14 protein-coding genes and 2 rRNA genes are annotated in these 24,003 nt (G+C 49.4%); 3 read left to right on the top strand and 13 right to left on the bottom strand.

The annotated features are described in order from the left end of the window. Positions 1-182 (top strand): 23S ribosomal RNA (locus F4Y38_13010); the annotation flags it as partial. Positions 183-235: 53 nt separating this feature from the next. Beyond that, a 5S ribosomal RNA gene (gene rrf / locus F4Y38_13015) occupies positions 236-352 on the top strand. A gap of 325 nt (positions 353-677) precedes the next feature. Here the strand turns inward: rrf and F4Y38_13020 are convergent. The 13 genes from F4Y38_13020 to F4Y38_13080 all read right to left on the bottom strand — a co-directional run bounded on the left by F4Y38_13020 (position 678) and on the right by F4Y38_13080 (position 21,305). Beyond that, positions 678-1,352, bottom strand: a complete 675-nt coding sequence (locus tag F4Y38_13020; protein ID MXY50202.1) for an ABC transporter ATP-binding protein — start codon at positions 1,350-1,352, stop codon at positions 678-680. Positions 1,353-1,431: 79 nt separating this feature from the next. Next, complete coding sequence (locus F4Y38_13025; protein ID MXY50203.1) at positions 1,432-2,766, bottom strand: HlyD family efflux transporter periplasmic adaptor subunit; 1,335 nt, start codon at positions 2,764-2,766, stop codon at positions 1,432-1,434. Positions 2,767-2,958: 192 nt separating this feature from the next. Next, positions 2,959-4,158: a glycosyltransferase family 4 protein gene (locus F4Y38_13030; protein MXY50204.1), complete on the bottom strand. Its 1,200-nt coding sequence runs from the start codon at positions 4,156-4,158 to the stop codon at positions 2,959-2,961. A 17-nt stretch (positions 4,159-4,175) separates the two neighbouring features. Beyond that, on the bottom strand, positions 4,176-6,500 hold the full coding sequence (locus F4Y38_13035) for a hypothetical protein (GenBank protein ID MXY50205.1): 2,325 nt from the start codon (positions 6,498-6,500) through the stop codon (positions 4,176-4,178). A 53-nt stretch (positions 6,501-6,553) separates the two neighbouring features. Further along, on the bottom strand, positions 6,554-8,215 hold the full coding sequence (locus tag F4Y38_13040) for an ABC transporter ATP-binding protein (GenBank protein MXY50206.1): 1,662 nt from the start codon (positions 8,213-8,215) through the stop codon (positions 6,554-6,556). Further along, entirely contained in the window at positions 8,205-8,489 is a 285-nt protein-coding gene (locus F4Y38_13045) for a hypothetical protein (protein MXY50207.1), read from the bottom strand. The genes F4Y38_13040 and F4Y38_13045 overlap by 11 nt, the downstream gene beginning before the upstream one ends. Positions 8,490-8,504: 15 nt before the next feature. Continuing rightward, entirely contained in the window at positions 8,505-10,403 is a 1,899-nt protein-coding gene (locus F4Y38_13050; protein MXY50208.1) for a S8 family serine peptidase, read from the bottom strand. 43 nt (positions 10,404-10,446) lie between these two features. Next, positions 10,447-12,876 carry an FtsX-like permease family protein gene (locus tag F4Y38_13055; GenBank protein MXY50209.1) on the bottom strand — a complete coding sequence of 810 codons (2,430 nt, stop codon included), beginning with the start codon at positions 12,874-12,876 and terminating at the stop codon, positions 10,447-10,449. Positions 12,877-12,998: 122 nt separating this feature from the next. After that, complete coding sequence (locus F4Y38_13060; protein MXY50210.1) at positions 12,999-14,588, bottom strand: radical SAM protein; 1,590 nt, start codon at positions 14,586-14,588, stop codon at positions 12,999-13,001. A 281-nt stretch (positions 14,589-14,869) separates the two neighbouring features. Continuing rightward, positions 14,870-16,909: a hypothetical protein gene (locus tag F4Y38_13065; protein ID MXY50211.1), complete on the bottom strand. Its 2,040-nt coding sequence runs from the start codon at positions 16,907-16,909 to the stop codon at positions 14,870-14,872. 209 nt (positions 16,910-17,118) lie between these two features. Then, a complete protein-coding gene (locus F4Y38_13070) occupies positions 17,119-17,751 on the bottom strand; it encodes a response regulator transcription factor (protein MXY50212.1) in 633 nt (210 codons plus the stop codon). Between the two features lie 231 nt (positions 17,752-17,982). Further along, positions 17,983-18,636: a response regulator transcription factor gene (locus tag F4Y38_13075; protein ID MXY50213.1), complete on the bottom strand. Its 654-nt coding sequence runs from the start codon at positions 18,634-18,636 to the stop codon at positions 17,983-17,985. Further along, the gene (locus F4Y38_13080) at positions 18,633-21,305 is read right to left on the bottom strand and encodes a PDZ domain-containing protein (protein ID MXY50214.1); all 2,673 of its coding nucleotides are present in this window, start codon (positions 21,303-21,305) and stop codon (positions 18,633-18,635) included. The genes F4Y38_13075 and F4Y38_13080 overlap by 4 nt, the downstream gene beginning before the upstream one ends. A gap of 551 nt (positions 21,306-21,856) precedes the next feature. On the opposite strand from F4Y38_13080, the gene fusA reads away from it, so the two are divergent. Beyond that, a complete protein-coding gene (fusA, locus tag F4Y38_13085) occupies positions 21,857-23,938 on the top strand; it encodes an elongation factor G (protein MXY50215.1) in 2,082 nt (693 codons plus the stop codon). Positions 23,939-24,003: the final 65 nt, after the last annotated feature.

A 24,003-nucleotide genomic window follows, 5' to 3' on the forward strand; every position in this document is an offset into this window, starting at 1 on the left:
TATGTTCGGACGGGATAACCGCTGAAAGCATCTAAGCGGGAAGCCCACCTCAAGACGAGATGTCCCAAGCGTAAGCTTCTGAAGGCCCCTTGAAGATTACAAGGTCGATAGGCCAGAGGTGTAAGTGGCGAGGTAACGAGCCATTCAGCCGACTGGTACTAATAGCCGTGCGGCTTGACCAATGCTTCATGCTACGACGTCGTTTCCTCATTCCTTGTAATTGCAACCCATTTCTTCCGGTGGCGATAGCGGAGGGGAAACACCTCTTCCCATTCCGAACAGAGTAGTTAAGCCCTCTTGCGCCGATGGTACTGCTTGGGTGACCTTGTGGGAGAGTAGGACGCTGCCGGGGGATGCTGAGAAGGCGCTCGATTCATTTCGGGCGCCTTTTCTATTTTGGGGTGCTTTTGTGCGTACGGAGGGATACGTTACTGAGGCCGGCGCGCGGGGGTCGCCTGTCTATGCCAGCGGCGTTGGCCTCCGACGACTTCTCATTCAGCGGACGACTCGTCGGAGACCTTGTTTACGGACGCGCCAGTCGCCCGTTCCTCTTGTCGCCCGCAGCCCATGTCAATCCACTGAACAACAACTTAAAACGAACACTCCGATATCTTGGAATGGCAGTTCACCAGGTAGGTCCCGGCAGTCGACTTCACAAAGTACCTTTACGCTTTCTCCTACGCCGCGGCTTTCTGCACGATGCGCCCGTCGAAGAGGCGGATGATTCGGTGGGCGTGGTTGGCCAGCGTCTGGTCGTGGGTCACCATGATTATAGTCGTGCCCGCCTCGTTCAGGCCAATGAGCAATTCCATCACCTCGGTACCGTTTGCCGAGTCCAGGTTGCCGGTCGGCTCGTCGGCCAGAATCAACTTGGGATTGCCGATGACCGCCCGCGCCACGGCCACGCGCTGCTGCTGGCCGCCTGAAAGCTGCTGCGGAAAGTGATTCCGCCGGTGGAGAATCTGCATATGTTCCATGGCCGCTTCCACGCGTTGCTTTCGCTCCGCCTTGGAAGTGCCCAGGTAGATCAGCGGCAGCTCGATGTTCTCGTACACGGTGAGTTCGTCGATCAGGTTGAAGCTCTGGAAGACGAAGCCGATGTTGTTCTTGCGCAGGTTGGCGCGTTGCCGCTCGGAGTGGGCGGACACTTCCTCGCCAACGAAGTGGTACTCTCCGCCTGTGGGGTTGTCGAGGAGCCCGAGGATGTTGAGGAGAGTGGACTTGCCGCAACCCGACGGACCCATGATAGCCACGAACTCCCCTACGTCCACGGCCATGGTCACGTCGTTGAGCGCCGTCGTCTCCACTTCTTCCGTCGCGTAAAGCTTCTTGAGATGCTGTGTCCGAATCATGGTGTGCTCCAATTATGTATTATTGCGCCTGGCGCCGTCGCCTCCTGATCGAGAACCTTCCGACATGTGTCCGTACCCGTTACTGCAATACAAGCCGTTCCATGTCGCCGAAGTTGTCGTACATGGACGTAATGACCTGCTCACCCTCTTCGAGACCTTCCAGCACCTCGAAGTACTGACTGTTCTGCCTTCCGAGCCGTATCGCGCGCCGCACGGCGGTCTCGCCGGCAGGATCGAGCACGTAGATCCACCGCCCGCCCGTCTTCTGGTAGAACCCGCCCCGGGGCACCTGAAGGGCGTCCGCCAGTTCGCCCAAGGCGATACGCACCTGTAGCGTCTGGCCCCGGCGCAGCCCCTCCGGCATCCCTTCGGGGAACACCATGTCCGCTTCGAACTGACCCTCGAGCACCTCGGGATACACCCGGCTCATCACCAGGTCGTAGGACCCTCCGGCGAAATCGAAGGAGCCGGCTTGTCCGGACCGGATGCGGGCGATGTAGTGCTCGTCGATCGCCGCTCTCACTTTGAAAGCGCCCTCTACATCGATCTGGCCGAGCCGCTCCCCGCCGGGTTTCGATTCGCCCACCTCGGCTATGAGCGAGGACAGAAGTCCCGCGATCGGCGCGCGGAGCGTCAGGTTCTCCTGGTTCTCCTTCACCATGTTCAGGTTAAGCTGCAGCCGATCGATCGATTCCTCCAGTTGCTGGATCTGCACCGCCTGGAAGAGCGAGTCCTGGCGCAGCGTCTCCACGGTGACGGAACGCTTACGCGTAAGATACTCGAGGTTGTCCCTGGCCTCGTCGTATTCCTGCTGTGAGACCAGGTCGGCCTCGAGTAAGGCGGCCTGCCGCTCGAACTCCCGTTCGGCCTTCCGCATTTCGAAATCGAGCTCCACCAGTTGCCCCCGCATCTCCAGGCGTCTTTGCTCCATCGTCACCCGCGTCTGCCGCAGGGCGTTCACCTCGCGGAAGAGCTCGGCTTCGCGCTGCATGACGTTGAGTTGCAGGTTGGCGTTAGATAGCCGCAGGATCGGGGTGCCCTGTTCCACGTGCGTGCCCTGCTCGACGTAGACCTCCTCCACACGTCCGCCTTCCACGGCGTCCAGGTAGATCGTCGTGAGCGGCATCACCGCGCCCTGCTCGACGATGTACTCCAGGAAGGGACCGTAGGTGACCGGCGCCATGGTCAGCTTGCCGGCCTCGACGTTCAGCGACGACGGGTTGACGCTGAGCAGCGCATAGGCCCCGAAGGCGATTACCGCGGCCGCCAGGCCGCCGAGTGCGATCCGGCGCGGCGTGAAACGCTTCTTCTCGATCTGTCGGTCCGTAGTGCCTGGTTGCTCACGCTGTCTTTCATCCGTGAACATATCCACGAGACTCTTCGGATCTTTGTCGTCGTTACGTGAGCCAGTCATAGATACCTCCTATGCATTTCCGTCCGGTGCTCTCCCAGCATAGTGTCCTTAACTGCATAATACCCGTAACGTGGATTCGTTTCTATAAGGTGATTCCCTACTTTCTTAAGATTAAACCCCTTATTTGCAGCGTAGATTCGTACACAATACACTCTGATTCGCGTAAGAATGCCTCGGGCTTGTAATCTCATCTCATTCCTTACAGCACAACGAAGAGAAGACCTTCAAATAACCATCTGTTTGAATATCAAGAGAGTATGTGCTGACAACATGCTCTCTGGCAGCCTTCCCCATACGTCTTCTGAGTTCAGAATCTGACAAAATCCTGATAATCCTTTCAGCAATTTGATCTGTGTTTCCAACATCGGCATAGTAACCTCCAATGCCGTCCTCGAAAACCTCCTGCATGCCTTCTGTTCGTGTAGCCACTACCGGCGATTCACATGCCATTGCTTCCGCTATGCCCAACCCGAATCCCTCGCTGATACTGGTCATTACACATACAGAGGACAGAGAATAAAGGGCCGGCATATCCTCGCTTGAGGTTTCACCTAAAGCAAAAACCACGTGATCGTTCAGTCCCATGCGATCAGACATATTCAACAGATACTCATGATATGGACTGATCGTACCCATTTCATGAAATACGCTTCCATTTCCTGTAATCAACAATGTCGCCTTGTCGTACGATCTATGTACCTTCTCGAATGCTTCGATGAGTATGTGGATACCTTTCATCGGATCGAGACGAACTGGACTGGTAATCAACTCCTCGGACACGTTTTTAAGAAAGCCGTACTTCATATTCTTGTGTGTCGGTTTAAAGAAATCGGTGTCCACTCCATTGTAGATGTTGATCATCTCGAGATCATACAACGCTCTGGCTTTCTCCTGCATGTATCTTGAGACACTGACGAAGGCATTCGCATTGCTGTTCAGAACTTCTTCAAAATCCGGACTTGACTTGTCCGGAATACCTGGAAGTACAGCAACAAGCGGTATCTGACACGTTTTTTTTATAATTCCTCCCACTATGCCCGGAACCACGCCAAAGGTACAAATGAGATCAGCGGACTGTATCAACTGTGCCCAGTCTGAAGCCGAACGTTTGTAAAATGCCAAAGGGATGGAAAGGTCCTGAAGTGGATCGTCCCGGTCAGGTCTGGATGAAGGAACCTTGAAACGATAAACCTCGATGGGATGGGCATTGGGGCTTTTTAACAATTCTTTTTGAGGGGACTCACTGTTTTCACCAGAGATCGATAGTATCGATACTCTATGACCTCTGCGGGTGAAGCCCATTGCACAATCGTATATTTGCCTTTCCAGTCCACCTACTTGAGGCCAGAATCCGTGACCTATTACGGCTATACGCATGGCTGTGTCCACCATGGAAAATAAACCATCTGTTATGACAACAGGCCGTTATCCAGCATGGCTTGTACGGATGGGAAAACACGATCCATTTCGATACCGTCGACGCACAAAGGACCGTTCTTATCTGGAATCCTGACTATGGAGTCCACGCCCGGGGCTACGCCTTCGTTAAACTCTCTGATCATTTCCAATGACCAGGACGTTCTGACCGATTGTCCAAAAACTGTTAGCGCGTTTATGAACTGAATGATTCGCGTCATCATGCAATCTTCTTTTTGTTTCGAATTCGTCCGGTCCATACACGGATTGGGATTCACTACCTGAGCAAGTCTGCGCCAACCGTGTTGCGCACTGACAAGGGTCTCATCGCAATATCCGGTTGCGACCATTCTGTTTACCGCATGCCGCCACCGAAGCGCGAATTGCCCGGTCAGCATCCAGATGTGGTGAATACAGGCGTCGTATATTTCCTGTGCCATCAATCGTTGCTGATTCATGCGTGAATCGGAAATGTTCTCTGCAAGTTTGAAGTAAGTCGCCAAGCCGTTGATTCCTGCTTTAACGGTCTCATTGTTTCTTTGAGTTTGTGCGATTTTCAGGTATTCCCAGGGGCTTTCGGGTTCCATGATGATTGGATAGAACAGATGTGGCATCAGTTGAAAACGTCTGAATCCCGAAATGTCTCCATCGCATTGCACGAGCCAGTCGTCATCATCCATCAGACCATGAATAGCAAGATAAGCAAGACCCAGTGTAACAGCATAACCTTTGCCGAATCGGATATCGGGAAGGTTCAGATGGCACATCAATCGGTCCCAATCCAACCGTTGCCGTATCATCGACTCGGTGATCACCGTTACTCCACTGTCAACGATCTCCCGGGCGGTCCGCGGATGAACTCCATTATCCACGACAAAAACGTTGGATACACCAACGTGCAGTCGTAGAACCCGCAGAATCTCCGATACGATAACGGCTCCGTCGCCTTTCAACTCTCTCAGTGGCATCAGCACTTTTACCTTACCACATTGGGTGTAACGGAGTATCTGTTTGACCCGATTGGACAGATCATCGCAAGACGGTTGATATACATCTTTCCGGACAAGCTGTCGAAGCGAGCGTTCCCGATGATGTTCTATGGAGTTGGCTACAAGTTTCATGCTATGGGTCGGCTGAGCTATGGTGAACGTGTGTCCGTGTTCAGTAGGTGATTCTGCCGAACACGCCGTGAACGGATCATCACAACACATATAGAGAGGCGATCTTTTTATGTCGCAGTACGAGTAGTAATCGGTTGACCCCTTACCAGGTTCCGAGTTGCAGCCTTCGATCAGGTTCCTGAGATTACTCAATACTCTGTATTCGCGCTCCGCAATGTCATGCAGGATATCACGGGCTTTTTTTACCAATGATACTTTCGGTTTCATGAGGCACTTTAGAAGGAGCCATCTCACATGGTTCGCCATTCTTGTTACTTCTGAATACGCTTCGAAGATGCGATAGTCCGAATCAATGTAACCATGCTCTTCCAAATACCCGATTCGCTCCGCCATGATTCTTTTATGTTCCCAAAGAACACGCAGAGGAATCGTGAGGGAATTCAGTGAACGACATTGATCCAATAAATCTGTCAGGTATGAATACACGGATACTCCCCAGATTCCAACCTCTTGAGGAACATACAGCATACGATACTTCTCAGCCGTATTTGCTGATTCCAAGTAATCCGAGAGCAATTCATACATTTGTCTGATATCGATATCGTACTTTCTACTGTGATCGGCTCTGTATAAGAAAACCTTGGGGCTTTCGTCTAACTGGTCTGCAGGATCGGTGTCATCGTTCAGTGCCTTATCAATCACGGCTTCAAAGAGCTCACTGAACGTTATCGTTGATATATGATACTTCCATGACCTATTGTAACCGGAGATTTCAAACGTCCTGCTATTGTCGTCATATCCCGATACCAGTACTTCATGCAGATAATGGAATTGCTTGTATGGTGCCGTAGATGGTAAATGGAAATAATCAACGTCCAATTGCACGTGCCAATCTTCATCGAGGCTCTGCATGACAAACTGTATGATGTCGTCGCGCCTCCGCGTGATCATGTTCTGTTCCAGGTTTTGGATCTCTAAGAATGGGCAAGAAACGAAACATGAGTTTTTCTTCCCGCCTTTCGGTGAAAACGGGCTGACGTAGAATTTCAGGTCCCGATCGTTGTAATGATAGAGTTGGAGGAAATTACTACATATCCACGGTGTAAACGCCATGTGCGGACGAATGACCGACAGCGGGTACATGTAGAACAGGTAAGACGTAACAGGAGGTTCTTGAACAGGGATTTGCTTTTTCATTTACTCATCCTGATTCCTTAAACGGCAGGGTTCATGCTTCTGATTGCAAATCTTTACGTGTGTACAAGATTCCCATTTTTAATCTCGAATGCGCGATCGGTTATTTCTGACACATCATCGTGCGATACACAGACGACGATTTTGTCTGTCAATTTTCGTTTTAGATAGTATTGAATCGATTGCTTAGATGGTCCGTCAAAGTGAGAAAAAGGTTCGTCAAGAACTACTATCGGGGAATCTTGAACCAGTACTCGTGCAAGTGCTATTTTCTGGCGTTGACCATCAGATACGTTCCTTCCGCCATCAGATACTACAAAATCCAGGTATGCGTATCCTTCCAGCTTATCTTCTTCAATACCTAGATCATTTAGTATGCGGACAATTTCATGGTCATTAATGGTATCGTCAAATAGCCGAATGTTCTCACGAATGGTGCCACTGAAGAGGTAGGTGTCTGAGGGCATTGCACTTATGCAATGCCGCCATTCCTGATTGTTAAATCTTGCTATGTCGGTATCATCAATTAGTATTTTGCCTTCAGCAGGTTTTACCAACTTCAACAGCAATCTTAGAACTGTAGTTTTTCCCGTTCCATTGTTTCCATAGATAGTATTCCAACCAGTATTGAATATCGCGTTAACTTCCAAACAGGGGTTTTGGCCGTTGTAGCCAAAGACACAATTCCTGTACTCTACATGGTCGAATTTCAGCGAACCATTCGATTTTGATGATTGAGAGATCCCATCCTCCTCTTCATTCTCGTAGAATACGGAAATTCGTTGTAGTGAAGCTTTAGCCGCCAGATAGCTTTGGTATGATTGAGTTATGAAGTAAACCGGTGCGTTAAAACGATCTCTCAACGTGAGAAACGCAAACAAATATCCTACGCTCAGACTTCCCTCTACTACTAACAGTCCACCATAGCCGATAGTAATGATATACCCGATCGCCATAAGCAGCATGGTGACGGCATCGCCGCCTTGCATCCAACTGTCTCTGATTATCGATGACCGTTTTAATGCTTGAAATCCCTTTTTTATCTTATCAAGCGACCATGCGTCGAGGTTGATTTGCCTGAGATGGATTATGTTCTGTATACCTGATGTCATCTGTTCAATACTCGTTGCGCGGTCTTCAGATACCTTCAAGTTGGAGTTTAGCGTAACGCTTCTGAACATGTACATGCGCAATCCAACGAAAGGCACAATCACGAAACTTGCTACTAACATTCTCCACTCCACGTAGCCAACAAACACTACAGCAGCAATGAATCCTAACAAACTAGTCATGGAATAGTACAAGATGGTCATGAGGAAGTTACGAATTTGTTCGGTATCCCCATCAACCCTTGCGAGAATGTCACCGGTTCCAAATTTCTGGTAAAAAGCATACCCAAGTTTGTACAGTTTTTCCGTGACGGCTTTTTTGGCGATTACTCCGACACGATTGGAAATTACGGAGGCCAGTACTCCCTGGCAAAATGACGCTGTCGCAATCAGAACGGCTATTCCGGCAAAGTACAGACACTGTTCCTTTACAATTGACCAGTCTTGGGCGACAAGCCCCATATCAACTATTCTGGAGAAAATCAACGGTTTAATGATGTTCAGTATCACCAGGACCGCTGCAACACAGCAAAAGCCTAACACGTGATAGACGTTTTCAATAAGCGCCCTGGGTATGAGTAGTGATTTCAACTCTTTGCTATGTACCATCAGACCCTCTTCGAGTACTGCGATTCAATTGCTCGAGAACGAGCTTGGCCATGTAATCAAAGCTTGTAAAAAACGCTTCGTTGATATCCTCATCATTTAACTCGATTTCGAATTCCGATTCGATAAGAAGAACGAATTCTATGGCCTGTATCGAATCACTTGCAAGATGATTGAGAACCACAGTTTCTCGATCTTCTTGTGCAACATTCAAGGTACCGCCAAGAAACGTATCGGTAAGCTCGTATAGATTTGTCTTAATCTCGTCTTTCGTCATGATACCTATACTTTCTCACGAGAATTCAGCCTCTATAGTGCGCAGAATCAAACCATCGTTTTTGTGATCCATGATATCTATGACTGGCTTGTTCAGGGCCTCTTCAAATCTCGTTCGACAGTCGTTTTTTTCATCTTCATCCAGAGTGAGGTGTTTAGCAACGGTTTGTCCGGTCTCGGTTTTTTTGAAAACACGTTTCCAAGGGGTCATAACAAAGAATATGGGACTTGCCTTGCAGAATACACTAACGACCTTGCAGACGTTGCGTATATACCCAATCGAGTCCTGCGGATTGACTGCGCAGATAAAGCGATCAGGCATTGTCCCTAATAAAAAACTCAGTGTGTCGATCTCGTTCCCGATGATTAAGTCTCTGTTCCCGCGTGGAATGGTTGTACCCTGAGTGCCCGTCAGAATCGCGTGTGGGCGCTGAAACTCTGATACTCCTTTCAGATATGTACGTAAAAAAAACTGCCACTTTTCCTGTTCAATATGCGCCGCAGACTGATAGCCATAAGGGAAAGTCATGTTCGCACCAAAAAGTTCGCCCTGCGGCTCAGAAGACAAGTATGAAACTCTGTATCCTGCGTTTTCCATAATCCTCTTAACACGAAGTTGTGTGGTGAACTTGCCTTGTCGGTTGCTTGTACCGATCACCCCCAATACAGGTACTTTAACTGGTGGTAGATATCTGAACTCCATAACATCATCGAACAGTTTCTGGGTAACGCCCGGGACATATACTTTACCGTTATAGAGGTGGTTACGCATATGTTCCTGCAATTCTGATTGTAAGCGAAAATCAAATGCAAAGATGTTTTTGTTCTCCAGCAGGCACTTATCTACAAGTGTACGACCAAATCTGATGTTCGATTCAAACATCTGATCCGAGTAGTATCCCAAGACCAGCGTGTCAAAACCTTCCATGGAATTCGAACTCGGACCCGTTGCTGGCGAAAGGGATTCTTCTTTTTTCGATATGGAAAGTTTCCTGAAATCAACATTCCTCGGATAGTCCAGATACATCGTGACTGGAAACGAGGCATAGTCAGGTAATTCGACAAATGCCCGCATTTCTTTCTCGCTAGCAGGAAATACCCCGAGTCTGCCGACCCATCTCTGATCTATTCTGCTACTAAAAACCCGTTTTCGTACGGCCACCAATTCACTGCTTCGTACTGCGGGGAAATCGATTTGCCTTGTCTGTCTTCCAAACTGTATTGGTTTGATATTGCGGTCCGCGTTATCGACCAGATGTCTTTTTAAAGTGGTCAGATCCATTTTACTATGCGATTCGAGGATTGCTGCGACTATGCCAGTAAAATAGGCGCACGCAAGGCTGGTACCGCTTCGTATTCGGTACCCGCCATCGATAGTCGCCACACGTTGAATCGTACCTTTTGCGATAAACTCGATGGGCGAATCTGGTATGTAACCGTGTTTTCTGAAATCAGGGACGTTACCCCAGGTGACACCGAAGGTTGATGGATAGCAGGCGGGGTAACAATCGTTATTGGAGTTGTGATGACCAGCAGCAACTATGACGATATTTCGATAGTGGGCTTCATCGCATACGCGCAATAACTCTTCAGAGGGTGAATTGGTAAGAATGCCAAGTGAGAGATTAATGATGTCAATTGAGTTTTCGATACACCATGAGATAGCGGTACTTAGTGTTTTCTCTGATGAAACCAACTCATTCTGGAAGATTTTAACAGCTACATATTCTGCCTCACGGCAAAACTTGTAGATGATCGCTGCGGAGGCGGTTCCGTGTCCCAGGCGGTCCTCAAAGTCCATGACGGTGGAAACGCGCCCACACTCGTCCTGTACGAAAGATACTCCGGAACAGCGGAGGTTCTCTAAACGCGGATGCTCCGCATCGATACCACTGTCCACCACTGCGATTCTCATTCCGCAAACCCCCAAAGAGGCGGCGCACTACACGCCGCGAAGTCTATTCGTTCTTTAGTATGTCTACAGGGTTGGCAGAAGAAGCAGGCAGGACATGGTATAATGTCGTCAATACGACAATGACGAGCGTACTCACTCCTGCCGCCAGAAAAATGACAGGATCCAATTCGATTCTGTACGCGAAGTCCTGAATCCACTGATTGAGGATTAAATAGGCAATCGTCCAGGCTGCTATGACCGAGACGGTGACAAGCAATACGAAGTCCCGTAGCAGCAACCAGGTCGCGTTCCGGAACGAGGCGCCCAAGACCTTTCGTACACCGATCTCCTTCATCCGACGGTTTACGACTATTCTGGTTATACTGAACAGTCCTATACAGGTGATGATAGTCGTCATTAAGGAAAAAACACCAATTACCGTGCTCGTCCTGAATTCGGACTGATACAGATCGGTGAAACTGTCTTCGATAAACGAATATGTGAACGGCCGCTGCGGGATCAGGTCCCGCCAGATCATGGCCACGTCGTTTATCGTTTGCGTTCGCGTCCCGGGATACAGCTGGACCGACAACATGGGAAGTTCCGTCGGCAGGAAGAAGAATCGGGGCGGAGTCTGACCGAGATACATCGCGAGAGGTTCAATTGGGTTGTGCAACGACGTCCAATGAAAATCGTCGATTACGCCGACGACCCGTCCGAATTCGCCTGAGAAAGGGAATCCCATCTGTTGACCGATCGGTTCCTGCCATCCCATTTGCCTGACCAAACTCCGGTTCACGACGAACTCCAGCGGATTATCCGAACCGGAAGAAGAAAACGCACGTCCCTCCGACACGGGCAGGTTATACAGGCTCATGAAGTTATCGTCTACCGGCAACAAGTGTACCTGCGGTTGATCCTGGCGATCCCTGAATCTCATATTCATGTGCATCCTGGTTGTACCGCCAAACTCCCATCCTGACGCGGCCGTTTCAGCAACACCGGCGAATTTTCCAAACTCCTGCTTAGCCGTTCTGTAGTCGATATCAGTGCCGATAGGCAGCAGCATGATGTTCTGCTTCTCGAATCCAATATCTTTCGTTTCCATGAAACGGGCTTGTTCTACGATGAACGTCGCGCACGTTACCAGAAGTGTCCATATGGTCATTTGGACAGCGATGTAAGCATATTGAACGGATTTTCTGTAGTTTCCTTTGCCGGAAGTTCGAAGTAGAGAGAACGGTTTTTGAAACCATAGCTTCCATGACGACGCTAAGCCGATAACAGTGCTATGAGCTACAACCACGCAAATGGAGACAACTCCGATAAGGATGTAATCCATCAGTGTAAACAACTCCGGTTTTAGCTCGATCAGATCCAAATCGTTCAAAAACGAAACAACTATGAACATTAAGGAGAAAGTACCAATCATTGCGCATAGATAGACGACAATGGATTCGATGATTACTGGAAGAACGAGCTGTATTCGGTCGGCGCCTAAAGCCGCCCGTACGCCCATTTCCCTGAACCGGGACGTTAACTTGGCCGAGGATAAGTTGATCAAGTTGAAAGTCGACACTAACAGGACAAGTACCGCGATGGCAATCAACTGATTGATATCCTCGATATCGCCTTTGTTCCAGTTCACCCACCGGACCTGATCTTCTCCACCGATGTACGCCGAATACAGATGGACTTCGGAAAGAGGTTGCAGAACGAACGCTGTGACGTTTGTTCCCAAACCATTTTGGCCACGGTCTCTGACTAACGACAGCGCTTTGGATTCTATCTCGGATGTTTCCGAATCATTGCGAAGCAACAGGTAGGTGTAGGTATTGCCGCTGTTCCATCCCTGTTCCAAACCTGTAGTAAGCGATTGAACGGTCAGATAAGAAATCAGTAGTTCGAACTTTATTGATGAATTCCAGGGGGGAGTTTCTACAACTCCTTCTACCGTGTAAGTCTCATCATGCCATTGAATAGTCTTGCCGACAGGATTTTGTTCGCCGAAGATCCGTTGAGCCAGCGTCGAGGTTACAACCGCTGTAAAAGGCGACTTCAGCAAATCATCCGGCTTGCCCTGTACGAGTTTGAAATCGAACATGCTCAGTATTGATGGGTCCGCAAAGAACGACTCCGTGATTTCAAACAACTCGTTGTCGGCATGTATGAACATCTTTTCCGTAGTAATGGCGCTACGCAACCGGGCATAGTCAGTTACTTCGGGAAGCTCGTCTCTGAGCAACGGTCCGATCGGAGACATTACACCGCTTATGAAGTAAGGGTCTGATTCCTGCAATTGGACCTGGAGAATAGCTCGATGTATCTGATCCCTTTTCGTATGGAAGTCATCGAACTGCATGCTCTGGTATGCATACATTCCTATTATCAGGACCGAACCGAAACCGAGAGCAAGCCCCAGGATGTTTAATACCGAATATACTCTGTTATGATTTATCCAGCGTATTGAATGAGTTATGTGTTTATAGAACATCAGAGGCCTCTTCTCTTTGATGTATCTCTGTATACTCGGAACTCTTCTTTAGGATCGTCGCATGGATGTGCTTGACCCCGTAACATGGACCAAAGGCCGTTGAGTGACACGAAAAAGAGCACTCACAATTCCTCACATTCTTTAAGTGCAGGATCCACGGACGTTCCGATTTCGGCTAAGGACTGAATATCATCCGGACGGTCAATCGAATGGAGATATTGGTCACGAAGCATCCACTTTAGAGAATACTTCCAGTCGGGACACGCTTCCGGTGGGTCTTTGTGAGGGCAGGTCATTTCACAAACGGGTAGTATTTTACAGTCTCGGCAAATGGGCCTTGTGAACTGATCCCAGTTCGTGAACAGGGTACGATTCTTGTCATGAATGTTGTATTCATCGGTAATATGGTGTGAACGAGTATTGGGATCATTCGCGTATTCCCAACATTGTTGAATGTAACCATCCGGATCTATGACCATGCTGTAGGGATGGGAAGCCGCACCACACAAGTGCATCGTGGCTTTAGGGACTTTGAATTCTTTCTTGGCTTTTGGAAGGTCGTTCGTCTCTGCAAACACATTGTAGTGTTTCCATTTCAATTCACGGAATTCTTCCACTACCCTTGCGAATTCTCTTCTGTGGTAATATTGCGACATACTATCATGGACGCCCGATCCTTCATACGGCACTTCTTTGAAAGCCAAATAAGGGCTGAATTCCTCATGACGTTGCGGCCAGATTCCGCGACGTTCCAAGTCATCAAGAAGTTCCTCCAGATGAGGATACATGACCTTATCCGTGTTGATTCGTATTGTAGCGAAAATCTCCGATTGGGGTTTGTTTGAGAGATTGTCTAATATGAGGTCGTAGCTACCCAGATCGTTATTGGCATCCGGGGCGACACCTGTTGGGACAATAGGCCTCAACATATTGTGCGTATCTCTATAACCATCTAATGTTACCTGTACTTGTTCCACGTGAGACCGCAACAGTATCTCCCAAACTTCACTGGTGAGATTTACGCCATTTGTAATGACACTTGAACTATAAAGCAGACCATATTGCTTAGATACTTCGATCAGTTTTTCTGAATATCGATCTATTATCTCTGGCCTCAACAACGGTTCACCGCCGAACCAGGTTACTTTGATACCTTCGAATTCCTCTACTAGTTTACTGGAGTTGATTTCGCGATGGAGAAACTCAATTACCCCATCTATTGTTTTGTCTTTCATAAACTTGTTCCATGGCTTCTCGCCTTCGAAGCAGTAGGAGCATCCCATATTGCATGAAAGAGTAGGAGTTATAGTTATGTAAAAGTTCGCCTTCTTGAAACTCCACTCGCGTTCTCTGATAATCCGTTGATGAATGTCTTCCTTTTCGTCTAAATCATGTCGTACAACTATCCCATTGTCCCATAAGGCAGAGATAAAATGTTGGTGTTCTTTCTGGTCAATCGAGGAAATTACACCAGCTTTTCTCCAATCGTATAACAATTGCGCTTCGGATGGTTCTAGCTCCAAGAGTGAGTTTGAACGCGTGTTGTATACCAGATGTACGTTCTTTTCCTGCACAGGAATGATCATATTGTAGAAACTTGTCTTTAACATGATTGATCTCCTCGTTCTACGGTTTTGGTAACTTTCTTTCCCCCGGTGGTTCCTCATCCACCGGGGGACTTGGCTGGACAGATGGTGGATTGCAGTATTCAAGTTTCGGTAGGAAACTACAGAACGCGTTGAACAAAATCAGAACAGTATATCCCCGTCCGATGTATCACCGGAAAGTGGATTGCATGCACCAAGCGTGCATTGCAGGGGGAGACACGGTCCAAGATCGCACATAGCGATGGCTTCCGGTTCTAATTCATCAACATCAGAGTCCTCTTCATTTACAACGACTTGGGGCTTGATCAGGACTTTCATGATAATCTCCTTTCGAGAAACTTGAATATGACGTACACCACCTATCCAGCCGCGCTGACCAGGAGTGATTATTGGTGATCTTGACGGGATTTGACCTGCCTTTCTTGATAGGGTGAAAACGAGTTTTTTCCCAGAACAGTGGTGGCTACCTTGAGCAGCTTATCGTCTCGATGTGCGAGGTCATCGACGTTATCTATATGAACCCAGTAATCAGGTGCGATTCCTGATGCTTCAACCGATTCTCCAGAGGCTTTCAGTCTTATCATCCACGTGTTGGTGGCTATTTGATAGCCATCGGGTAGGGTTATGTAGATCAAAGCGGAATCTGTACCTTGCGTTTTGGTGTTGGAGAGCATATGCGCTTTACCCGCATATCGCATCGTATCGATGAACTCTTCACTAGCGCATGCAGTCCGATTGTTCGCCAGAATCATCATCGGTTGGTTGAAATGGAAGACTGGATGTGGATACACGATCATGCTTTCCGTTCTACCGTCAGCCGGGGTCACAAGATGGCCGGAAACCACAGGTTGGTCTATGAAGGTCGATACGAGGCGTATAACCACTCGTACATCCCCGCCTCCATTTGATCTCAAATCGAGCACGATACCCTTTGAGTTTTGAATCTGTTCCGAATGATTTAAAAACCTGATCCAAACGTCGGGAGTCCATCTTGCAACACGGAAATAAACGATATTGTTTTCTAAGATCCTGAACTCACCGTGCGCTGGTACAAAACCGGGAGGAATTAAGATTTTTCTGTCATAGCGAATGGTTACGTTTTTAATGGTTTCTGATTCAGTCTGAACGCGGATCGTCACTCGCTCGTGCTTTTCCCTTTTCAAAATGGTGTTCAGTGCTTTGCGTCTTCTTACTGTACCGGATCCTTTGTGAATCCCGCTTTCTTTCAGAATGGCTTCCTGTATTGGAACGTTGTCTATAGAAACGATACGGTTTCCCACTAAATCGGTTAAAAGCGTATCGAAGACAGCGGCGATGTATATGTCATTCTCGATTTCGTACAAAGCAAGCGGGCTGACTTTAACGCGAGGAGAGCTCATCGGACGGGTGACAATATCAAAATGAACGTCGTTGAAATCCGAGACCAATTGACGGATGCTGTCTTCAAACGCTTCATTCTGCCCTAACGGGAGTTTGCGTATCTCCGCAAACCTGTCTAACACCTGCGACTTGTCGACATTGTGGCTATCATAGAATGGATAGAGGCTTAAAATCCGCGATATGATGTCTTCTTTGAGCATACGGATAGATTTAGGCTCCGTTTTTTGGTCGTAATCTGGGACAATATAGAAATTGGAACCTGCTGACTTATCTGTTGACCGCATGTACAGAGGGGCAGTTACGACAGGCAGATTATCGGAGATCGAGAAGATGTCCCGAGGGACCAACCGACTTGTTTTCTTTTTGACTATCGGATCGAACAAGGGATGGTTGTACTCAATTTTCGATTGCTTCCAGTTTGCTATTTTCAAGTCGCCAACAACGAATTCGAATTTTTCAGATCGCGGGAAAACCACAATCGTAATTTCGTCAATTTCATTTACTTGATTGTACTCAAAGACAGAAGAGGAGGAATTACGTGTTCTTTCCCCGCCTATCCTTGTCAGCGTACCAATCGCGTCGATTTTAGGTATTTGATACCGTTCAAACGGAATCGAGTAGCTTTTCTTATACCACCCGTTATCGATTTTGGAGTGGATGTAAACTGAATATCGGGTGACCTGTTCAACATACATTCGTTGAAAAAGTATCGATTCCTGCATAGTACACTTAACAGGACTTTCAAATGAATGTGTCCATGCGTAAAATGTTGCACCGGGAGATAAATCAGCCCTGATCTCCACTGGAAGGTTAGTAGAACCGAATAGGTGAAATCCTGAGGTGACAACTGAGTCATCGGGAAAATAAACAGGGAAATAGTATCCAGATTCGGGGACTATGCTATCCTTTAAATCTCTCGCTGAGAACAAGACCTCGGAAGTCTTAAAACTATCGGTTAAGACTCGCCAACCAGCCGAAGCAGTTTGTGGCATCAAAATCAATGCAATTAAAACGATTTTATTTAGATAAGTTTGGCTGGAGTTCATTTTTGCATTCCCTCAACTTGCTGTTTCCTTACATCACCAATGGAGATTTGTGGAGTTTTCAAAGCGAACCGGGTTACGAATGATGCCTTCTACAACTGAAGATACGGATGGCGGGGCCCGATCCTATAGGGTGTTACCCTACCTTCTTCAGAACCTTACCCCCCAAATCAAAAAACCTGTGACATTCTTTTTTAAGATGCATGTCCCTGTTAATCTGTATCGATCAGACCAATTTTGATCGCTACGCGGATCAGTTCGGGTAGACTGTGCACGTCAAATTTCGACATCAGGTTAATACGATGGTTTTCGACGGTCTTTACGCTGATATGCAACTTACCTGCAATCTGGCGATTGGTGTGTCCTTTTGAGATAAACTTCAGGATCTCACTCTCTCGGCGAGTAAGTTTCGGCGTGGTTCCGAGAGTAGGTTGCTTGAATGCATTCTCGTCTTGCACCTTGATGTGAGGACGGTAAGTGCCCCCACGGCAAACGGCATGGATGGCTCCTACCAACTCCATACTGGTTGATTTCTTGAGTACGTAGCCTTTGGCTCCGCTTTCCTGGGATTTCCGGACCAGCACAGGGTCGGAATGCATTGAAAGCATAACCACCCGAATCTCCGGAAATGACGCACTGATATGTCCCGTCGCTTCGATACCGTTGATTCCAGGCATGTCGATGTCCATCACCACAACGTCCGGGCGAAGTCGCTTCACGGTATCTATGGCGTCTTGGCCATCCGCTACCTCTGCGACTACTTGAATATCAAATTCCTTCGCAAGCAAATAACGTAGTCCCTGTCGAATCAAATGATGATCATCGGCAATAACTACTTTTATCATAATGACGACCTCGAGTGATTTTTAAGGTCAATTGTCAAATGTGTCACACGGTGTTCAATTGATAATAAACGTCGAAAATGGAAGATGTTCTATAGGGTGATTCCCTACATTAAACAAGGAACTACCCTGATTATGGGATTGAAAAAGGCTACTTCTGGGGGGTGCGGCTGACTTTCGGGGAAGGCAGGCTTAAACAGGCTGGTTGAACAACATGCGGGTTACATTTCGTGGCTACTCGTCCAGGTAGACAAGACGGTTCTTTACGGCCTTGAGGATAAGTTCCGGCAGGTTACGGACTTCCAACTTTTTCATAAGGGTTGCACGATGTTTCTCGACAGTCTTGGTACTGATGTTCAAAATCTGTGCCGCGGCTTGGTTGGTATGTCCCTCGACGATCAGCTGAAGAGTCTCCCTCTCACGGGAGGATAGCCGGCTCAGTATGTTCAAAGCTTCCGACGCCGATTCCGTTTGAAAACTATTGGACAACGCGGTTTGAGCGATGGCTGGCGACAGGTAGATTTCACCCTTGCTGGCGGACCGTATGGCGATTATGAGTTCTTCGACGACGGAGTTTTTAAGGAGATATCCTCTGGCCCCGTTTCGAAGCACTTCGTGCACCACGACTTCATCCGAGTGCATGGACAGGATAACGACGTTTGTGTTTACGTCCAACGATTTGACCCGGCGCATGGTTTCGATACCGTTCAATAGAGGCATGGCAACATCCACGATTGCCACGTCCGGTCTTTTCTGTTGGATCAGTTTAAGTGTTTCATAACCATCTGCGGCTTCGCCGACGATTTCGATATCCTCGTACTTTTCGAGTAAGGATATGATGCTTTGGCGAACCAGATGGTGATCGTCGGCAATGACGATACTTATCATAGCGCCTCCGAGGGAATCGAAGCAACCAATCGGGTACCGTTTCCCCGTTGTGAATGAATTCTCATTCGGCCTTTTAAAGACTCAAGGCGTTCCTGTATGTCGAGCAACCCTATGCCCGCTTCTTCTCGGTCCGAATCCGTTGTATGAGGATCAAAGCCCCGCCCGTTATCTGTAATCGATAATACAATGGCCTGTTCGTTACGTTCCAGCTTAACGCTAACCTGTGTGGCCTGGCCATGTTTCGCGCAGTTGGTAAGTCCCTCCTGCAGGATGCGATACAGACAGATATCGATCGGATTGGGGATATTCGAAACTTCAACGCCGTTGTAATCAACAGAGATTCGGGTATGGTGGGCAAAGCTCTTACAGAGTTCTTCCAGCGCCGAATTCAGCCCGACTGTGTCGAGGGAAGGTGGACGAAGACCATGTGCAATCGTCCGAAGTTTGTCCATAGTTTCGTCTGTAAGCGATATGGCGTCGTGAAGTCGTTCGCAGGCGGGGTCGTTGATTCCGGACAACTCATTGCGAGTCAGTTCCAGGTTAATCTTCAATGCCGTAAGCACTTGTCCGGTGTCGTCATGTAGATCCCGGGCCAATTGGCGTCTTTCGGATTCCTGTATATCGATCAGGCGTCGGGAAAGTCTTGTCATCCGTTGAGCCTGCAAACTAAGTGAAGTCGCCATTTCGATGTTAGTCAACGCCAACTCTAATTCGGCGGCGAGGACCAGTAATTGCTCTTTTTCTTCGCCAGCGAACGGTTCTTCCGTTACCTTGGCTCCCAGTGCGATACATCCCTGTGTGCCGGACTCGTCACGGAGTAGGATGATGAGTTCGAAGCCTAGACCTTCGAGTTTTTGTGTATAGGAAAGTAGATCTCCGTATTCGATTACAGGTCTTTCTGGCGACATCGTTTTCAATATCTCTTCAATTCTTTCGGTTACACCTTGAAAGAATGATGAGTCTGCTGTATGTCTCCGCTCTGAAACCTCGTTGGTCCCATACCAGGATACCGAAAGCGATTCTCGATGTTCGTCATATAGAAAGATCGCCGCGTATGAGATTTCCAATGCCCCGAGCAACTCTCGTCCGGTATTGCCCAGAAGAGCGTTTCGGTCCTGGAAATGCTGCAACGTGCGCCTGAGCCTGAACAGTCGTTGTCGATTCTCCAATTCATCACGAAAAAGATAGCGATCCACAAAACGGATGAATGAGTCCTTCGCCACGCTCCAGCCGCCAACGAGAATCAAGATAAATCCAGCCGTACTGCTTGCCACCAGGAGTTCAGACGCATTTACACCATTTGACCAGAAGGATATTGTTTCATAGAGTATGATGAGCATCCCGAGACTCAGGATAAGATTAACGCCATGATTGTCGATCATGTAACGAAGGCTTTTCCCCATTACGAAACTGAGACCGAAGACCCGATGGGCCAGGATCGTGTAAGCAAAAGCAACAGGCAACACGCATAGTAGACCTACGAGGACTATACTATCAAGCAACCATACGAACAACGGCGTCACAGGGTCCTGTAGTGGAAAAAGGTATGACGAGTCTAACAACGTAACAGGTTGAAGGATTGTCCACAAAGGGGCAAGAATAAAGGCCGAGACAAACCCAAGTTTTATGAATTGCAGGCGTGTTTGTTGCTGCCGTCGTGCAACGGAGTGTTGGGCTATCAGCAAAGTACCTGCAGTTGATATGAAGAGAATAGGCAACACAGACGCTGGAACAATATCGACCAGTTCCACCACGGCTCGCACGATGATCTCATCGCTCCAGCCGTATGTCATACTTATAAAGTAAATCAATTGAAGCGTCATCCAAGTGAAGAGGGGTACAAGTAAGTACCATGCCTTTCCGCGCAACCAGGATCCAATCGTCGTTTCGACGGGGAAGACAGTCAAGATCAGATACATGAACATGAATTCCAGAAACGACGCTGTTGTGGTGATGAAAATGCTGAGTGACAGAATCCAGTTTGGCCATCCTGCTACCATAGGATGGAGTTCAGGTGTAAAGGTAATAGCCTTGGTTAGAAAGAGTAACGCACAGTAGAAAGCAATGTGATGCCCCTGTCGTCGAAATCCCATCCATGTTCCAAAACATAACAGCACTATCGGAAAGAGCAGGAATGGGCCCTGATTGAACCAAGTCGTTGCTCCAATGCTCATCGTTATTTGCTGTTGATTAACCTCGAAGGCGTAAGATAGGTCGTCTGCTGCCTCGAGTACCAGCCTACCGGAGTTTTCTTCGTCATCGTGAAGCCAGACGAGATCAATGATATCACCGGGATTACTCTGAAAACGCGTTTGAAACCAAGCGACGGGACGCAAGTTCAGATCAATGCCATTTATGGATGTGATTAAGTCGCCCGAAACCAATCCAGCTTGTTCTGCAGGGCTGCCGACATCTAATTGCGAAACGCGGATACCCCCATCCTTATGAACCTGAGTGACGTGAAACCAAGTGCCTTCCTTATGACTGCTGACCGCTCTATTCGTCAGCCCTTCCGCGGGTGTCAATTCATTTCCAGAGAATCGGATACCGGGCGACCAGTGTTCGATTGCCGTGAATCGAATCAGAGTCCATGTAACCATGCCTATTTGGCCACACAACACCATGATCAGCACACAAAGTAAGAGGTATCGGCAGATCAATGTCTTCAACCTGGGCTCTCCCAGATTATGCAAGATTACTACGTTAAACCCCGATTTGAATACTGTTAATCGGAACGCAATTAAGAAGCTATTTCACCTGCACCTATAGTATAAAGGAAGTTTTTAAACACAAATCATGGTGTAATAGTGCGGTTAGGCGAATAATTCGTCAATAGTAGCACTGAGGGAAAACACCTGGAAACAAAGATAAAAACCGTAACCTTTCATAGACAAGCATATCCGCTCCTTTCCCTAACGAATTGCGTCCTGGTCGCGCCCCGACCGGTCGTTTCAAGACCGAATTAAGCAATCTAGGTTGAACATCGTCGAATCCTGCCATATTTCAATGCGCACGGTATAATTACATACATAGTTTACCAGCGAGTTTCCGTCAACACCGGGTGCCAGGGTCAGCCTGGCGGACCGCCCGAAAACCTTGACACCTGAAGCCGGTTCGAAACATATTAGAGTTTTCCCGGAAAGTTGACTGTCGTACTGACGATCTTACTGAAATAAAGCGTAATACTCGGAAAGCGCAGTCCCGAAGAGGAGGGGTGTTCGTGAAGGAATATAACATCGAAAAAATAAGAAACATTTGCCTCGCGGGCCACGGGGGGAGCGGCAAGACCTCCCTGGCCGAAGCCATGCTCTTCAACGCTGGCGCGACGAATCGGCTCGGTAGCGTGGACGACGGCAACACGGTGTCGGACTACCGCGAGGAAGAGATCGAACACCGCATTTCCATGAACCTGACGCCGCTGTACTGCGAGTGGAACGACCACGACCTCCATATTCTCGACACTCCGGGCTATTCCGATTTCACCAGCGAAGTGCACTGCGCGATGCGCGTCACGGACAACGTGGCCATCGTGGTCAAGGCTATCGAAGGCATCGAGGTGGAGACGGAGCGCGCCTGGGAGTATGCGGACCAGTACGGCCTGCCCCGCATGGTGGTGGTCAATCTCCTGGACAAGGAACACGCCGACTTCTACGACGCGCTGGGCCGCCTGCAGGAACGCTTCGGCACGCAGGCCATTCCCGTCCAGATTCCGATCGGAGAAGCCGATGGATTCTCGGGAGTCGTCGACCTGGTCGCCATGAAGGCGGTGACGTTCGAGGGCGGCGACGGCAAGGGCAAGCGCTCCGAGATCCCCGGAGACCTCGCCGACCAGGCGGAGGAACACAGGGAAAAACTGGTAGAAACCGTGGCGGAATCCGACGACGAACTGCTCGAGGTTTACTTCGAAGAAGGCGCGTTGACCGATGAGCAGCTTCTGGAAGGGTTGCGCAAGGGGGTGAAGGACGGGGCCATCTATCCCGTATTGGCGACGTGCGCCTCTGCAAACATCGGCGTCTCCGGCGTGATGGACGCGGCGGCCGCGTACATGGTTTCTCCGGCGGACCGCCCGGCGGTGACGGCCACCCCTTCGGGCGGAGACGAGGAAGTCGCGCTGGACCCGGATCCCTCCGGCCCGCTGGCCGCGCTGGTGTTCAAGACGGTCTCCGAGGCCCATATCGGGGAACTGACCTATTTCCGGGTTTTTTCCGGAGAAATCAAGCACGGTGGCGACGTCTACAACTCGACGAAGAACACGTCGGAAAGGTTCGGCCAGATCTACCACACGAACGGCCACACCCGCAATGAACTGAACGTCATCCGTGCCGGCGAGATCGGGGCTACCGTGAAACTGAAGGACACCCACACCGGCGATTCCCTGAGCACGAGGCAGAAGTCCTTCGGCCTGGAATGGGTGGAGTTCGCCGAGCCCGTGGCAAACGTGGCCGTCCTGCCGAAGAGCAAGGACGACGAGGAGAAGATCAGTACCGGCCTCTCCCGGCTCCACGAGGAGGATCCCTCCTTTACCTTCCGGTACAATTCCGAGATCAAGCAACTGATCCTGGCGGGTGCCGGCGAAATGCACCTGGACCTCATCGTCGAGCGGCTGAGCCGCCGTTTCGGTGTGGAAGTCGAGATGGTGCAGCCGCGCATCCCCTACCGGGAGGCGATCAAGGGCAAGTCCGAGGCCCAGGGCCGGTTCAAGCGGCAGAGCGGGGGCCGCGGCCAGTTCGGCGACGTCTGGCTGCGCGTGGAACCCAGGCAGCGGGGCGACGGATACGAATTCGACAACGGCATCGTCGGCGGCGCCGTCCCGAGCCGGTTCATTCCGGCCGTGGACAAGGGTATCCAGGAAGCCATGGTGGAAGGCGTGATGGCCAAGTATCCCGTGGTCGACCTGAAGGCCACGCTGTACGACGGTTCCTTCCACACGGTCGATTCGTCCGAAATGGCCTTCAAGGTCGCCGCGTCCATGGGGTTCAAGAAGGCTTTCATGGAAGCCCGGCCAGTGTTGCTCGAACCGATCTACGAAGTGGACGTGGTCGTCCCCGAGGATTACATGGGCGACGTGATGGGCGATCTTTCCAGCCGGCGCGGCCGCATCCTGGGTATGTCACCCCGGGGGAGCAACCAGGTGGTGCGGGCCGAAGTGCCCCTGGCGGAACTGTACCGCTACTCCACCGTGCTGCGGTCCATCACGCACGGGCGCGGCAGCCACGCGCGGAAATTCGTCCGCTACGAGGAAATGCCCCGGGAAATCGAAACCAAGGTCATCGAAGAGTCCAAGGCCCTGGAAGAGGAATAGCGGCGGGAAAGGCGCTGTGGGCCGCCGAACCAGCGAGCCGCCGGCCCAGCGACCCGAAAGCGTGA

Source organism: Gemmatimonadota bacterium (assembly GCA_009838645.1).
In the GTDB taxonomy this organism is placed as follows: Bacteria; JAAXHH01; JAAXHH01; order JAAXHH01; family JAAXHH01; genus JAAXHH01.

What these genes read in the sequence shown, in the direction of transcription:
- F4Y38_13020 (MXY50202.1), bottom strand. Translation starts at nt 1,352, where the DNA reads ATGATTCGGACACAGCATCTCAAGAAGCTTTACGCGACGGAAGAAGTG.
- F4Y38_13025 (MXY50203.1), bottom strand. Translation starts at nt 2,766, where the DNA reads ATGACTGGCTCACGTAACGACGACAAAGATCCGAAGAGTCTCGTGGAT.
- F4Y38_13030 (MXY50204.1), bottom strand. Translation starts at nt 4,158, where the DNA reads ATGGTGGACACAGCCATGCGTATAGCCGTAATAGGTCACGGATTCTGG.
- F4Y38_13035 (MXY50205.1), bottom strand. Translation starts at nt 6,500, where the DNA reads ATGAAAAAGCAAATCCCTGTTCAAGAACCTCCTGTTACGTCTTACCTG.
- F4Y38_13040 (MXY50206.1), bottom strand. Translation starts at nt 8,215, where the DNA reads ATGGTACATAGCAAAGAGTTGAAATCACTACTCATACCCAGGGCGCTT.
- F4Y38_13045 (MXY50207.1), bottom strand. Translation starts at nt 8,489, where the DNA reads ATGACGAAAGACGAGATTAAGACAAATCTATACGAGCTTACCGATACG.
- F4Y38_13050 (MXY50208.1), bottom strand. Translation starts at nt 10,403, where the DNA reads ATGAGAATCGCAGTGGTGGACAGTGGTATCGATGCGGAGCATCCGCGT.
- F4Y38_13055 (MXY50209.1), bottom strand. Translation starts at nt 12,876, where the DNA reads ATGTTCTATAAACACATAACTCATTCAATACGCTGGATAAATCATAAC.
- F4Y38_13065 (MXY50211.1), bottom strand. Translation starts at nt 16,909, where the DNA reads ATGAACTCCAGCCAAACTTATCTAAATAAAATCGTTTTAATTGCATTG.
- F4Y38_13070 (MXY50212.1), bottom strand. Translation starts at nt 17,751, where the DNA reads ATGATAAAAGTAGTTATTGCCGATGATCATCATTTGATTCGACAGGGA.
- F4Y38_13075 (MXY50213.1), bottom strand. Translation starts at nt 18,636, where the DNA reads ATGATAAGTATCGTCATTGCCGACGATCACCATCTGGTTCGCCAAAGC.